This is a genomic window from Antarctobacter aquimaris, assembly GCF_900184945.1.
GTDB lineage: Bacteria > Pseudomonadota > Alphaproteobacteria > Rhodobacterales > Rhodobacteraceae > Maliponia > Maliponia aquimaris.
Genome location: NZ_FXYF01000007.1, coordinates 220,090 through 233,795 on the forward strand (window position 1 = coordinate 220,090; position 13,706 = coordinate 233,795).

The window sequence follows — 13,706 nt, forward strand, 5'->3', positions numbered from 1 at the left end:
TGCCTCTTGCCCTAGTCCTGTCACGGGGATCCCCGGACATGCGCCGGGTTTTCCCGGTCGCGCAAAGCCTCACCGGAGCTCTGTCGGCTCCTTTTGCGGCAAGACTACCCTGTCGTACGCGCCAAGGAAAGCCTGCAATACGGGCGAGGTCGGATTTTCGCCGGGTGTGCTTTCAGAATCGGAAAGAGGTCACTATCGAAGACGGCAACGGAGGTTTGGCAGAGTGGTCGAATGCGGCGGTCTTGAAAACCGTTGAGGGTGAGAGCCCTCCGTGGGTTCGAATCCCACAGCCTCCGCCATTCCCGAAAAAAATGGGCACTACAGTAGGCCCGGTGTTTCCCGTCGCGTGGCTCAGCGCCGCAGATTCTATATCTCTTTGATCTATAATAGTTTTCACGCTATTTTCATTGACGATGGTCTTGTGGAGGACGGCGCTTAGATACTCGCGTTTGAACTGGAGGTTGCCTTCGCTGAGCTGCGTTCTGACGAAGTCGGCGAACTTCTTCACGGCTTTTCGGTCAGTTTGGCGGTCGGCTGGAGCTCGGCCAGGGCGCGTTCCTCGTCGGCCTTGGCGAGGTTTCGTTTTTCGGTGAGTGCGGCCAGCCGCTCTTTGAACGTCGGTTCGGAAGGATCGATCGCGCCGTCTTCCATGGCATCGTAGAAGCGCCCGAGCCTTTTTTCCGGGCAGTGTCCCTGGTGGTGGTGTAGGAGGCCGCGCGCGGAGCCTTCGGCGTAGCGTAGCGCGCGGCCGTGGGTGACGCTGGCGGTCACCGTCGATCTTCGGAAAAGGTTCGGGTTGCGAGACCTTGAACCAAGAACGGAGATGACGATGACCGACGACAGAATGGCGCTGATCGAGTTGGTTGAACAGCGGGCCGATGGCGACCTCGTTCGCGAGATGCTGGCCTTTGCGGCCGAACGGATCATGGAGGCCGAGGTTGAGGTGCGGACTGGCGCGACGAAGGGCACGCGCTCGCCCCTGCGCGAGGTCCAGCGGAACGGATACCGCGAGCGCGACTGGGACACCCGTGCCGGCCGGATCGCGCTGGAGATCCCCAAGCTCAGAAAGGGCAGCTACTTCCCGAGCTTTCTGGAGCCCCGGCGCACCGCCGAGAAGGCCCTGGTGGCCGTTATTCAGGAGGCATACGTCCAGGGCATTTCGACCCGCTCGGTCGATGACCTGGTCAAGGCGATGGGTGCCGGCGGGATGTCGAAGAGCCAGGTCAGCCGGCTGTGCGCCGAGATTGACGAAAGGGTGAACGCCTTCCTCACCCGGCCACTTGAGGGCGCCTGGCCCTACCTCTGGCTTGATGTGAGCAGGCGAACGCCATGCGTTCGAGTGAGCCTGCGCAAGTACCTCAAGGTCCGGGAAGGCGGGCGCATCGTCAGCCGTGCCGTGATAGTGGCCGTGGCGGTCAATGAAGATGGCAAGCGCGAGGTGCTGGGCGTGGCCGCCGGCCCGTCGGAAGCGTGCGCGGGGGAAAACAGTCCCCCAGACTGTTTTCTGATCCCGCTTACCCTTCTGGACCAATTTCCTGCGATCCCTGGCCGACCGCGGCCTGCGCGGCGTCAAACTGGTTATCGCGGACGACCACAAGGGCCTGCGGGCGGCCACGCGCCGGGTCTTCACCGCAACCCATCAGAGGTGCCGCGTGCACTGGATGAGAAACGCCCCGGCACATGCCCCGGCCAAGCAGCGCACCGCGGTGGCGGCGATGTTGAAAACCATCTTCGCTCAGGAAACCAAGGCTGATGCCGAGGCGCAATGGGACACCGTCGCCGACGCGCTCCGCGAAAAGCAGGACAAGCTCGGTGCCTTCATGGATGCCTCCCGCGACGACGTCCTCGCCTACATGGACTTCCCCCGAGAGCATTGGGCCCAGATCGCCTCGACGAATCCGCTCGAACGGGTGAACCGAGAGATCAAGCGCCGGGCAAACGTGATCGGCATCTTCCCCAATGATGACGCCATCATCCGCCTGGTCGGTGCGCTGATGCTGGAGACAAACGATGAATGGGCTGTCGCAAGACGCTACATGAGCCTTGAAACTCTCGCACGCGTGACCGACAATCCCACCGTCAGGCTGCCCGCTGTGGCTTCCTGATCAAACCCTGACCTCTCCGAGGGTCGGCGATCCTACACCACGCCGTGGGACACTATCTTTTTCCGCCTCGTTCAGCTCGGTGCGGATCCGGTCCAGATGGCCGCTGTTCTCATGGCGCCTGATCGCTTGGCGCTCCATCAGGTTCGAGAGCATTTCGCGAACCCGCTGGCTTGAGAACAGGTGTGTGCTGACCGTCTCGATAACGAACTGGTCGAACGCCTCCATGGGAACGCGCATACCCGGGCATGTCGACTTGCCACGACGCCTCTCCCCGGAGCAGTTGTAATAGCGATATGTTCCGCTCTTAGCGGTATCGATCACCATTCCCGAACCACAGTGGCCGCAGACGGCGATCCTCGAGAGCAGGATGTTACTGGTGGTAGTGCGCGGCGCGGTTATTTGGGGATTCCGCTTGCGAAGTATTTTCTGCGCCATGTCGAAGCGATGTGGAGGAATAATTTCCGGGACCAGAACGTGGATGGCTGTCTCGCGGCCCGCCTTTTTTCCGTAGAGGTAGTCACCCTTGACCGCGCTGTCCGTCAGCCGCTGGTGAACCATACCGATCGTCCAGTGTTTTCCACGCCGGGTTCGAAAACCGTTCTCGTTCAGCCAGACGGTGATCAACTTGACCCCATGGGGCCGGACTGGCCGTCTCCGTTTTCCAGCAGGTCGAACATTTTCCGAACAACCTCCGCCTCGAGGGGATTCGGCTCCAGTTTTTTCTTGGCAGTTTCGCCTCGATGCGAGTCGACATAGGTGCGGAAGCCGTAAGGGGTTGGGCTGCCGCACCAAAAGCCCTGCTTTGCATTCTCACGCAGGGAACGCTTCACATGTTTTGACGTCTCGCGAGAGGAATGCTCGTCGACGAGCATGATGAGACGACGCATCATATCGCCGATTTCGTCGTGGCCCACCTCTTGGGTGACGCTCACCACCTCGATCCCGCGCTTGCGCAAGGCGCGAATGGAAAGCTCTGCCTCCACGGCATCCCGGAAGTATCGGCTAAAGGAATGAACGACGACCCTTGACCTGCCCCCCGCGAAATCCCTCACCGTAATGTAGAGTCTGCGCCAACCCTGAAGGAGCAGACACATGAGAAAGAGCCGTTTCACCGAGGCGCAGATAATCGGGATGATCAAGGAACAGGGTTCAAGCGTTAAGCGATTGATCCAGTGGATCAATCGTAGCGCAGAACGGAATGCCGACGGCCGAGGTGTGCCGCAGGCATGGCCTGAGCACGGCAACGTTCTACAAGCTGAAGGCCAGATATGGCGGGATGGAAGTGTCCGAGGCGGCCAGGCTGAAGGCGCTCGAGGATGAGAACGCCAAGCTCAAGCGCCTGCTGGCAGACACCATGCTGGATAACGTCGTCTTGAAAGACTTGCTGGGAAACACGTTGCTGGCGACACGCCATTGACGAAGCGCAACCCGTCAGCGAAAGCCGCCGATCGTCCTGCCGCCCCGAAACAAACCGCACCGTCGGCGGGGCAGCGCACTCCAGGCACTCGGATGACGCCGCCTTCGACATCGCCATGGGTCGAACCGGTCCGCAAACGCCGTGTCATATCGGGCGCAACAGCCGGCATCCCGTCACGAGGCAGAGGCCAGCAGTTTGGCGTTGCCACCCGCCGCGGTCGTGTCGATGCACAGGTGGCGTTCGAGCACGAAGCGTTCCGGCGCGATCGCATCGACCACCAGCGGAATGATCGGGCCAGCGCGCTGCGACAGGGCAATCCGCAGGGCGCGGGTCCAGTCCGATGCGCCTGCGGCCGCCACCACGTCGACGCCGGAGACATGTGTCAGCACACCGGGATCAACCGTCCCGTCGAGCGCCCTTACCGGCGCCCCGGCATCCGACAAAGGTTTGGCCAGCGCCGGCGACCCCGGAACCGCGATCACCGCGCCGCAGCCGACCCCAAGCGCCTGAATCGCCTGCGCCATCGCGATCTCCGAGGTCGGGCCGAGGCACAGGACGGTGCCACGCGGATAGGTGCTCAGCCGGTTGCTTTCGCCGGTCGGCCCGGGCAGCGTCTGCGGCGCCATGTCGAAGGCGGCTGTTTCGGACAGGGCCTTGCGCACCAGGCCCGATCGGTCGCTGAGCGCGGTGCGCAGGGCCTGCACCCGGTCGGGCCGCGCCGCCCAGTTTCGCGCATCCAGCGCGGTCAGGGCCTTGGTCAGGTCCGTCTCGCTGATCGCGTTTCCCGCAGGTGCGGGATGACTGGCGGTCGTTCCGACCTTGCGGAACCGCGTCAGGTACAGGGGGCCGCCAGCCTTGGGGCCAGTTCCGGACAGGCCTTCGCCGCCGAACGGCTGGCTGCCGACGATGGCACCGATCTGGTTGCGGTTCACATAGCAGTTGCCGACCTGGATCCGGTCGATGATCTGCTCCACCCGGTCGTCAATGCGGGTGTGCAGGCCGAAGGTCAGGCCGTATTGCCGCGCGTTGATGGCGTCGACCACCTTGTCGATCTCCTGCGCCTTGAACGTGGCCACATGGAGAACCGGCCCGAAGATCTCGCGCTCCATGTCGGCGATGCCGCGGACCCTCACGATTGCCGGCGTCACATAAGTGCCGCCCTCGGGGGCTGGCAGCGTCTTGACCAGCGTGCCCGCCTTCCGGTGCTGGTCGATGTAACCCATGATGTCCTTTTGCGCATCGACGTCGATCACCGGCGACACATCGACATCCAGGTTCCAGCTGTCACCGATCACCAGCGCATCCAGCGCGCCGGACAGCATCTCCATCAGCTTGTCGTGTACGTCTTCCTGGACGTAGAGGATGCGTAGCGCCGAACAGCGCTGGCCGGCCGACTGGAACGACGAGATCAGGATATCCCGGACCGCCTGTTCCGGCAGCGCCGTGGAATCGACGATCATTGCGTTCAGGCCGCCCGTTTCCGCGATCAGAACCGCGTCCGGACCGGCGTTCTGCGCCAGCGCCTTGTGGATGATAATTGCCACCTCGGTCGAGCCGGTGAAACAGACACCGGCAATCCGCGGATCGCTGGTCAGCGGGCCGCCCACCGTGGGCCCGTCGCCGGGCAGCAGTTGCAGCGCGGCCTCCGGCAACCCGCAGTCGCGCAGCATCTGCACCGCCCGCGCGGCAATGATCGGGGTCTGTTCGGCCGGTTTGGCCAGCACGGCATTGCCCACGGCCAGCGCCGCCGCGATCTGGCCGGTGAAGATCGCCAGCGGAAAGTTCCACGGGCTGATGCACACGAAGATGCCACGCGGGTTGCCCGGTTCGTCTTCGTTAAGACGCTCTGCCTCGTTGGCGTAGTACCGCAAAAAGTCGACCGCCTCGCGCACTTCGGCGATGCCGTCCAGCACGGTCTTGCCCGCTTCGCGGGTGGTGATCGCGGTCAGTTCGGCGATGTTGTCCTCGTACATGTCGGCCAGTTTGCGCAGCACATTCGCCCGCTCGGCGACGGGCGTTGCCGACCAGTCCCTGAACCCCGCCTCGGCGGCGTCCAGCGCTGCGGCGACATCCTCGGCCGTCGCCTCCTGAACGGTGCCGACCCGCCGCGTGCTGTCGGCCGGCGCATGGATTTCGCGCTTTGGTCCGTTCGAGACGTGGCCACCGGCCAGCATCGGGCCGGCATCCCAGGTCGCATCGGCGTAGGCCTCGCGCGCCGCCATCAGCGGCAGGATCGACGCAGGTTCATTGATGCGGTAGCCCTTGGAATTGGGCCGGTGCGGCGCGAACAGGTCGGACGGCTGCCGGATCGACGGGCTGGCGATCTGATCGCCCAGCTTTTCCATCTCGGCGACCGGATCCCTTGAAATCGCCTCGGCGGGGATGTTGGGATCGACGATCTGGTTCACGAAGGACGAATTGGCCCCGTTTTCCAGCAGGCGGCGGACCAGGTAAGCCAGCAGATCCTGATGCGCACCGACCGGCGCATATATGCGGCAGCGGGTGCCTTCGGACTCCTTGACGATCTGATGTAGCGATTCCCCCATGCCGTGCAGGCGCTGGAATTCAAAGCTGTCCTTGTCATTGCCCGCCATCTGCACGACGGCCGCACAGGTGTGCGCGTTGTGGGTGGCGAACTGCGGATAGATCCGGTCGCGCCGGTCCAGCAGCATTTGCGCACAGGCCATGTAGCTGACGTCGGTGTTGTTCTTGCGGGTGAAGACGGGAAAACGCTCGACCCCCAGTTCCTGCGCCAGCTTGATCTCGGTGTCCCAGTAGGCCCCCTTGACCAGCCGCACCATGATCTTGCGATCATACCGTTCGGCCATGTCGTATAGCGTCTCGATCACCGGCGCGGCACGGCGGCCGTAGGCCTGCACCACCACGCCGAAGCCGTCCCAGCCGACAAGCTCGGGCGTCGCCATCATCGCCTCGATCACGTCCAGCGACAGGTCCAGCCGGTCCTGCTCCTCGGCGTCGATGTTGAATCCGATACCTGCCGCCGCCGCCTGTTTCACCAGTTCGACCGCGCGCGGCACCAGTTCGGCCATCACCGTGGCCTTGTGGGTGTATTCATAGCGCGGGTGCAGGGCCGACAGCTTGACCGAGATCCCGGGCGAGGATCGGACATCGCCCTTGGCCTGCCTGGCGATCGCGGTGATCGCCTTGGCATAGGCGGCGTGATAGCGCACGGCATCGGCATCGGTGCGCGCGGCTTCGCCCAGCATGTCGTAGGAATAGGTAAAGCCCTTCTTTTCCAGATCTCTGGCGTTCTTCATGCCTTCCTCGATGGTCTGCCCCAGAACGAATTGGCGACCGAGCACCTTCATGGATTGACCGACGGCGTTGCGCACCACCGGCTCGCCCAGACGTTTGACCAGCCCGCGCAGGGCCCGCGCGGGGCCCCTGGGATCGTCGTCCAGCACCTTGCCGGTCAGCATCAGCGCCCAGGTCGAGGCGTTCACCAGCGAGGACGAGGAATGCCCCAGGTGCGCGCCCCAGTTGGACGGCGCGACCTTGTCCTCGATCAGGTCGTCGATGGTTTCCGCATCCGGCACCCGAAGCAGGGCTTCGGCCAGGCACATCAGGCCCACACCCTCGGAGGTCGACAGGCCATATTCGGCCAGGAACGCCTCCATCATCGACGGCTTGGTCTCGCTTCTGACCCGTTTGACGTATGTCGCGCCTGCTGCGGCGGCCTTGTTGCGTTCTTCCGGGGACAGCTTGATCCCGGAGGCAAGAGACCGGAGCAGCGCGGCTTCCTCGGCGGTGTAATTCGCACGCACCCGGGCGCGGTACGGGTTGTCGATATCCCTGGTTGCAGCAGAAGCCTTGGTCATGGTGCGTGTCTCCCAATTGTCGTTTGTGCTGGCTGTGCCAGTTCTATTCGGTCGGCGCGGTCACGGATGAACCAGGCAGGGCCGGTCGTAACTGTCCCATCGGTCCTTCAGGAAGGTATAGTCGGCGCGGGCCTCGCCGATGTGCTGCCGGTCAACTTCGAGGTAGCGAAAGTCTTCATCGTGCTCGGCGAAAGGCTGCGGGCCAGAGGTGTCGTCCATCCAGGGGTAGCAGAACAGCGAATTGCCGTAGTCCTGTCCCGCGCGGTTGAGCGACAGGAAGTACACCTGGTTCTCGATCGCCCTGGTCGTTGCGAAGGCATGCCAAGTGGGAAAGCTCGGATCGCGGAAATAGGCGCCGGAATGCAGGATCACGTCGACGCCGTGTTTCAGAACCAGCACGCGCGACAACTCGGGAAAGCGTATGTCGTAGCAGATGATCGGAGCAAGGGTGAAGCCCTTGATCCTGAACGTGAAAATTCCGCTGCCTCTGAAAAAGTACTCCTTTTCCATCGACGCGCCGTATTGGCAAAGGTGCAACTTGTCATAATGCCCCGCAAGCGTGCCTTGCGGCGTTGCGACGGCCATCGAGATATAGGTGCCGGTCGCGTCGCGCCGGGCCAATCCATAGCAGACAAACACGCCGCATTCGACGGCCAGCGCCGACCAGGTCTGAAACGAGGCGCCGTCCAGCGGCTCCGCGATCTCGTCGAGACGGGCAAAGGCGGAGCGGGAATAGTCGATGCTGGAAAGCTCGGGCAAGACCACGATGTCGGCGGGTTTTTCGGCCAGCCGTGCCCGAATTTTCGCGGCGGTCTCGGCAAGGTGCCTGTCGCGGGCTGCGGCGTCCGGCGTCGGCGGAATTTCGATCTGGCAGGCCAGCAGGCTCAGGGTTTCTTGTGACGTCATTCGACCGACATGCTCCTTCGTGGACCGGGTTGACCATAACAACGAAAACTCGTTTGCGTCGGGCTGCCTTGCCGGTCGTGCGTGCCGTGGCGTCCTATCGTCGGCGCAGTTCCGACGTGGGAAATGCGGCTCGCGTTTGTCAAGAACACTGAGATTGCACCGGATTTGTTGGGTTTGCCAGCATGTTTTCTCTGGGCGCCGCACCATGACGGGTTGTGCGAAAGCGGCGGCGCGCACAAGCTGGGCAGGCGGACCAATGGCCCTGCCGCGCACAGGGCATCACCGAGATGAGCCCGACGTGAAGACATCCAACCTGTTTTATCAAAACCGCAAGCGCCGCCCCGAGGTCGACCGCGCCGAAGGGATCCACATCTGGGACCGGACCGGCCGCCGTTTTATCGACGGGTCGTCCGGGGCGATGGTCAGCAACATCGGTCATTCCAACCCCAACGTGCTCGCCGCGATGAAGGCGCAGATGGACAGCGCGACATTCGCCTATCGGCTGCATTTCGAAAACGGTCCCGCCGAGGAACTGGCCAGCGCAATTTCAGAGCGGATGCCCGAGGGGCTGAACCGGGTGTTTTTCGTCTCGGGCGGGTCCGAAGCGATGGAATCCTGCGTGAAGTTCGCGCGCCAGTGGGCTGTCGCCGTGGGGCAGGGGAGCCGCTGGAAGGTGATTTCGCGCTTTCCCTCCTATCACGGGTCGACCCTGGGGGCGCTTGCGCTCACCGGGTACGGGCCGTTGACCGATGCCTTCAAACCCCTGCTGACCGCGATGCCGAAGATCCCGGCGCCGACCTGCTACCTGGATCGCGACAACCTGTCCGACCACGACCGGGGCCTCAAATACGCCGAGATGCTGCGGGACGAGATCATCGCCCAGGGGCCCGAGAGCGTGCTGGCGTTTGCGATGGAACCGGTGGGCGGCGCCTCGACCGGGGCGCTGGTGGCGCCCGACAGCTATTACTGCCAGGTGCGCGAGATCTGCGACGAGTTCGGCGTGTTGCTGATCATGGACGAGGTGATGTCGGGTGTCGGGCGCACCGGAAGGTTCCTGGCATCCGAGCACTGGAATATACGCCCCGATCTGGTGGCGCTGTCCAAGGGCTTTGGCGCCGGCTACGTCCCGCTGGGCGCGATGATCGCGGACGAGGGGATGGTCGAAAAGGTGCTGGATGCCGGCGGCTTTGCCCATGGTCACACCTATGCCGGCAATCCGCTGGCCTGTGCCGCCGGGCTGGCGGTGCTGCGGGAAATCGACCGGCTCGACCTGATCAGCAACGCCCGGGCGATGGGCGATCTGTTGATGACCGGCCTGGAGGGCCTGATGCACCGCCACCGCCTGGTCGGCGATGTGCGCGGCAAGGGGTTGTTGTGCGCGTTGGAGCTGGTCGCCGACCGCGAAACCATGGCACCGCTGCCAAAGGCGCTGAACGCCTATGAACGTTTCGTGGACCTCTGCCATGACCGCAACCTGATCACCTATGCGCGCCGCACCCGGGGCGGAATAGAGGGGGATCATTTCATGATCTGCCCGCCGATGATCGTGACCGAGCCCCAGATCGGCGAGATCCTGGATATCCTCGATGACAGCCTGGCAGCCTTCGCCCGGGAAATCAGACTGGAGAGTTGACGCTGCGCGCAAGATCATCCTGACCGGTGCCGCCACCGGATCGGTCCGCACCCCGAGCGTGAGCCCGCGTCTGCCCCTCACCCCTGACCAGATCGCAAAGACGGTGATCGAGACGGGACAGGCGGGGCCTTGATCCTCCACCCGCACGCGCGCGATCCTTAAAACGGGCGGCGAAGGTGGGTATCGACCTGCACCACAGCATTGGCCTTGACGCCTGCGGGGGCCTTCGGCGGGCTGGCCGTCGCGACGCCCGGGATTGCCTGGGCGGCCTCGACGCGGACACAAACCGGGAGGTCGCCGGCGGACCCGGCTGCCCCGAGGTCATGGAAATATTGTTATAAGAATCAGGGCCATGGAGAAATAATTTGCAGGCTGGTGGCGATTTCCCTAGGCTTGATTGACGCGTCCGTGAAGTGGCGCAACAAATGATTCTAGGCCGGATCATGACAAACAACAGGGAGATATCGCGATGTTTTCAACCAAATTTTCCAAGGCTTTGACAGTAGGTGCGGTGAGCGCGCTGATTTCGACGACCGCGTTTGCCCAAGACGTGACGCTGCGTTTTGCGGGCGTCTTTCCGATCGACCACCAAGGTACGAAAATGATGGAGCAGGTTGCGGCGGACGTTGCCGCCGCCAACGTGGGCCTGACCATCAACGTGTTCCCGGCAAACCAGCTGGGCTCTGGCGAAGCGCTGTTCGAGGACGTGGCCCGCGGCAACATCGATCTGGCTTCGGCCTTCATCTATGCCGACACCGACCCGCGCCTTGAGTTCCTGTCCATGCCGTTCCTCGTCAGCGGCTGGGACGAGATGGACAGCATCATGCGCAACATGGAGTCGCAGTACAACCAGGTGCTGCAGGAACTGACCGACGAATACGGCGTGCACGTCTTCGCACAGAACCCCGAAGGCTTTGTCGGCATTGTCGCCACCAAAGAGCCGACGAACTACAACACCTTCGACGACAAGGGCATGAACATTCGCGTCTGGTCGTCGGCCATCGTGAAAGCCATGGTGGAAACGCTTGGCTACAAGGCCACCACCATGGCCTGGGGCGATATCTTCCCGGCGATCCAATCGGGCATCGTCGACGGCGCGATCTGCTGCACCAAGACGGCGACCTATTCCATTTTCGCGCAATCCGACGTCGGCACGCATTTCATCGAAGTGAACGCGATTTCGGAACTGACCACCTATTACGGGTCGCAGCGCTCGCTCGCCAAGCTGAACGACGAACAGCGCGCGGTGCTGGAAGCGGCCCTGACCAAGGCTTCGGACGATTTCTTTGCCTATAATCGCGAGAACGATGCGGTCTTTGAGGCCAAGCTCGTCGAAGCAGGCTATACCATCCTGAAGTACACCGACGAAGAGCAGGCTGCGGTCGCGGCGAAGATCCGCGAAGAAATCTGGCCGATGATGGTCGAAAGCGTCGGGCAGGACATCGTCGACCGCATGCTGGCGGACAAGAACTGACACCCCGAGAACCCGGAGGGTCGGCAAATAGCCGGCCCTTTTTCGACAAGACGAACAGGAAGACCAGGGGGTGAAATGTCGAACACTAGAGCTGAGAAACCGTCGTTCTTCGGCTATGCGGTCACTCAAGGCCAGACAAAGATAACGGACGAACTGCCGCCGATTATTGGGTACCCCCTGAAGTTCGTGGCCCTGGTCATGAGGGTGATCGTGACGATCTCCGGATTTCTCATGGCGTTCACCTTCGGTGCCGTCGTGGTGATCAGGTACGGCTTTGGGGGCGACCTTTTCGCCTATGAGGAATGGCTGCTGGCCTTCAGCATCGTGGGCTTTTTTGCCGGGGCCGTCCTGGCCTCATCGCGCAACTTGCACATCAACGCCGATATCCTGGGCATCGTGATCCAAAACCCAAAGTGGATCTGGTGGCGCGGCTTTGTCGTCCTCATGGTCGAGTTGATCGTGATCCTGTTTCTCTTTTATGCGTGCTACGTCTCTCTGCTTGACGACTTCTCGTTCCCGCGGCTGCGCGCAACCCCGGTGTTGCGCATTCCGTTCGTGTCATGGCGGATTGCGATCATGATTGCCTTCGGCTTCATGGCGATGTTCACCGGCGCGTATCTTTATGTGCATATCCGCAAAGGGCTTGGGCTTCCCCTGAAGTCCGATACCGCCAAGGAGACGTCCACGTGATAATTACCGGAAGTCTCGCAATTGTATGTGTGATGCTGCTGCTGGGCGTGAGCGTCTATGTGGCGTTCGGGGCAGTCCTGATCTTCATCGCCATCGTCGGAGATCAGTCGATCTCCGGTTACCTGCCCACAGGATCGACCGGCATTCGCTCGCTTGTGCTTCTGGCGATCCCGCTTTTCATGATTGCCGGTGGCATCATGGAAAGGGGCAGGATCGCCGCACCCCTCGTGGCGCTGGCCGAAATGTTCATCGGCCATATCAAGGGCGGTCTCAGCGCCGCCGGCGTTCTGGCATGTGGTGTTTTCGGATCCATTTCCGGCAGCGCGAACGCGACGTTGACCTGTATCGGTGGCATCATGATGCCGCATCTGAAAACGGCCAATTATCCGCGCGGGCAATCCGCCGCGCTGATCGTCTCCGCCAGCCCGCTGGGCCTGTTGATCCCGCCCAGTTCGTCCCACATCCTCTATGGCTGGGTCGCACAGCAGCATGTGCTCAAGTGCTTTCTGTCCACCGTCCTTCCGGCGATCATCCTGATCACTCTGCTGATCGTGACCAACCAGTACATGCTGCGAAAGTATCACAATATCCAGCTGACGGATCGCCCCAAGCCGTTCCTTCCCACCTTCGCGCGTCAGGGTCGGCTGGCGGGGCCCGCCTTGATGATGCCGATCATCATCCTGGGCGGCATCTATGGCGGCATCATGACCCCGACAGAGGCTGCGGGCATTGCCGTCGTCTATGCGATCCCGGTGGCGATCTACTTCTACCGCGGCCTGACCTGGAGAACCCTGGCGCAGACCATCCAGACGTCCGGTGTGACGATCGGCGTGGTGATGGTGATGATCTTCATGGTCCTGATCGTTTCCGACAACCTGATCGCGCAGGGCGCGCCCGATCTGGCAAAGAAGATGGTCTACTCGGTTTCGGACAATCCGATCGTGATCCTGCTGATGATCAATGTCGTGATGATCCTGATCGGGATGCTCATGGATGATATCTCTGGCCTGCTCCTGGCGACCCCGATCCTGTTGCCGATCGCCCAGAGCACGGGCATGGATCCGATCCACTTTGCCGCGGTGATCGGCGTCAACCTGGGAATGGCGAACATCACACCGCCGACCGCGCCGCTGTTGTACCTTGGCGCTCAGGTCTGCGACGTGCCGGTCTCGAAGATGCTCTGGCCGACCCTGGTGTTCATCGTTTTCGCCTGGTTGCCGACGCTGATGCTGACGACATTCATTCCCGAATTGGCACTCTGGTTGCCGGAGCTTCTGCTCGGCAAGTAGGCAGGGACCAGCGAACTGCAAAAGGGCGCCCCGTCCGGGGCGCCCTTTTTCTGTCCTGATGCCGATCAGATCAGCCCTGCCCAGGCCGTGCATGCCTCGGGCGGCTAGGACTACAGGACAAACAGCCAGGAATGGAGACCGATGAACAGCGCTGTGGCCGCTACCGGCGCCGCGATGCCGAACACGTCTCTTGCAAGTTTAGACATCGTATTGCTCCTTGGAAGCCGCGATTGTGATGAGGTGCAACTAAGCCTGCGCCCCCGAACTTGGAACAGCAATTGCCGCATAGGTGCCTTGCGGCTTCTGCATGACAGCCGATCTGGTCGCAAAATGACGCGTCTGAACTGGCCCCC

General features: G+C 62.4%; 11 protein-coding genes, 1 tRNA gene and 2 pseudogenes. 9 read left to right on the plus strand and 5 right to left on the minus strand.

Translation table 11 applies throughout. From position 1 onward, the window contains the following. Positions 1 to 209: 209 nt before the first annotated feature. Positions 210 to 299 (plus strand) — tRNA-Ser (locus MAA8898_RS14430). A gap of 205 nt (positions 300 to 504) precedes the next feature. On the opposite strand, the gene MAA8898_RS14435 is transcribed toward MAA8898_RS14430, so the two are convergent. Beyond that, a complete protein-coding gene (locus MAA8898_RS14435; RefSeq protein WP_094021734.1) occupies positions 505 to 771 on the minus strand; it encodes a hypothetical protein in 267 nt (88 codons plus the stop codon). A 58-nt stretch (positions 772 to 829) separates the two neighbouring features. On the opposite strand from MAA8898_RS14435, the pseudogene MAA8898_RS14440 reads away from it, so the two are divergent. Next, positions 830 to 2,105: pseudogene (locus MAA8898_RS14440) on the plus strand (IS256 family transposase). Here the strand turns inward: MAA8898_RS14440 and MAA8898_RS14445 are convergent. Next, complete coding sequence (locus MAA8898_RS14445) at positions 2,106 to 2,729, minus strand: recombinase family protein (RefSeq protein WP_176445170.1); 624 nt, start codon at positions 2,727 to 2,729, stop codon at positions 2,106 to 2,108. Then, positions 2,726 to 3,199: a recombinase family protein gene (locus tag MAA8898_RS14450; RefSeq protein WP_094021736.1), complete on the minus strand. Its 474-nt coding sequence runs from the start codon at positions 3,197 to 3,199 to the stop codon at positions 2,726 to 2,728. Before MAA8898_RS14450 ends, MAA8898_RS14445 begins: the two co-directional genes overlap by 4 nt. Between MAA8898_RS14450 and MAA8898_RS14455 the strand changes: the two are divergent. Together MAA8898_RS14455 and MAA8898_RS14460 are read left to right on the plus strand one after the other, a co-directional pair. Next, a pseudogene (locus MAA8898_RS14455) lies at positions 3,198 to 3,504 on the plus strand (transposase); the annotation flags it as partial. The gene MAA8898_RS14450 and the pseudogene MAA8898_RS14455 sit on opposite strands and share 2 nt — an antisense overlap. A gap of 13 nt (positions 3,505 to 3,517) precedes the next feature. Next, positions 3,518 to 3,811 carry a D-Ala-D-Ala carboxypeptidase family metallohydrolase gene (locus MAA8898_RS14460; protein ID WP_094021737.1) on the plus strand — a complete coding sequence of 98 codons (294 nt, stop codon included), beginning with the start codon at positions 3,518 to 3,520 and terminating at the stop codon, positions 3,809 to 3,811. On the opposite strand, the gene putA is transcribed toward MAA8898_RS14460, so the two are convergent. Further along, positions 3,696 to 7,361 (minus strand): bifunctional proline dehydrogenase/L-glutamate gamma-semialdehyde dehydrogenase PutA, encoded by a 3,666-nt coding sequence (putA, locus tag MAA8898_RS14465; RefSeq protein ID WP_094021738.1) that lies wholly within the window; start codon positions 7,359 to 7,361, stop codon positions 3,696 to 3,698. The two genes, MAA8898_RS14460 and putA, sit on opposite strands and share 116 nt — an antisense overlap. A 60-nt stretch (positions 7,362 to 7,421) precedes the next feature. Then, positions 7,422 to 8,267 carry a carbon-nitrogen hydrolase family protein gene (locus MAA8898_RS14470; protein WP_094021739.1) on the minus strand — a complete coding sequence of 282 codons (846 nt, stop codon included), beginning with the start codon at positions 8,265 to 8,267 and terminating at the stop codon, positions 7,422 to 7,424. A gap of 256 nt (positions 8,268 to 8,523) precedes the next feature. Here MAA8898_RS14470 and MAA8898_RS14475 point away from each other — a divergent pair, with 256 nt between their 5' ends. The 5 genes from MAA8898_RS14475 (at position 8,524) to MAA8898_RS14490 (ending at position 13,353) form a co-directional block, all read left to right on the plus strand. Beyond that, complete coding sequence (locus MAA8898_RS14475; RefSeq protein ID WP_094021740.1) at positions 8,524 to 9,900, plus strand: aminotransferase family protein; 1,377 nt, start codon at positions 8,524 to 8,526, stop codon at positions 9,898 to 9,900. Beyond that, positions 9,854 to 10,033 (plus strand): 3-keto-5-aminohexanoate cleavage protein, encoded by a 180-nt coding sequence (locus MAA8898_RS27295; protein WP_217900500.1) that lies wholly within the window; start codon positions 9,854 to 9,856, stop codon positions 10,031 to 10,033. Before MAA8898_RS14475 ends, MAA8898_RS27295 begins: the two co-directional genes overlap by 47 nt. Before the next feature lie 336 nt (positions 10,034 to 10,369). Continuing rightward, a complete protein-coding gene (gene dctP / locus MAA8898_RS14480) occupies positions 10,370 to 11,374 on the plus strand; it encodes a TRAP transporter substrate-binding protein DctP (protein ID WP_094021741.1) in 1,005 nt (334 codons plus the stop codon). Positions 11,375 to 11,449: 75 nt separating this feature from the next. Beyond that, positions 11,450 to 12,064 carry a TRAP transporter small permease gene (locus tag MAA8898_RS14485; RefSeq protein ID WP_094021742.1) on the plus strand — a complete coding sequence of 205 codons (615 nt, stop codon included), beginning with the start codon at positions 11,450 to 11,452 and terminating at the stop codon, positions 12,062 to 12,064. Next, positions 12,061 to 13,353, plus strand: coding sequence for a TRAP transporter large permease (locus MAA8898_RS14490; protein ID WP_094021743.1), 1,293 nt, complete (start codon positions 12,061 to 12,063; stop codon positions 13,351 to 13,353). The genes MAA8898_RS14485 and MAA8898_RS14490 overlap by 4 nt, the downstream gene beginning before the upstream one ends. Positions 13,354 to 13,706: the final 353 nt, after the last annotated feature.

Bases quoted from the DNA above. Each gene is read 5' to 3' on its own strand.
- MAA8898_RS14450 (WP_094021736.1), bottom strand. From the start codon at position 3,199: ATGTGTCTGCTCCTTCAGGGTTGGCGCAGACTCTACATTACGGTGAGG.
- putA (WP_094021738.1), bottom strand. From the start codon at position 7,361: ATGACCAAGGCTTCTGCTGCAACCAGGGATATCGACAACCCGTACCGC.
- MAA8898_RS14470 (WP_094021739.1), bottom strand. From the start codon at position 8,267: ATGACGTCACAAGAAACCCTGAGCCTGCTGGCCTGCCAGATCGAAATT.
- MAA8898_RS14475 (WP_094021740.1), top strand. From the start codon at position 8,524: ATGGCCCTGCCGCGCACAGGGCATCACCGAGATGAGCCCGACGTGAAG.
- MAA8898_RS27295 (WP_217900500.1), top strand. From the start codon at position 9,854: ATGACAGCCTGGCAGCCTTCGCCCGGGAAATCAGACTGGAGAGTTGAC.
- dctP (WP_094021741.1), top strand. From the start codon at position 10,370: ATGTTTTCAACCAAATTTTCCAAGGCTTTGACAGTAGGTGCGGTGAGC.
- MAA8898_RS14485 (WP_094021742.1), top strand. From the start codon at position 11,450: ATGTCGAACACTAGAGCTGAGAAACCGTCGTTCTTCGGCTATGCGGTC.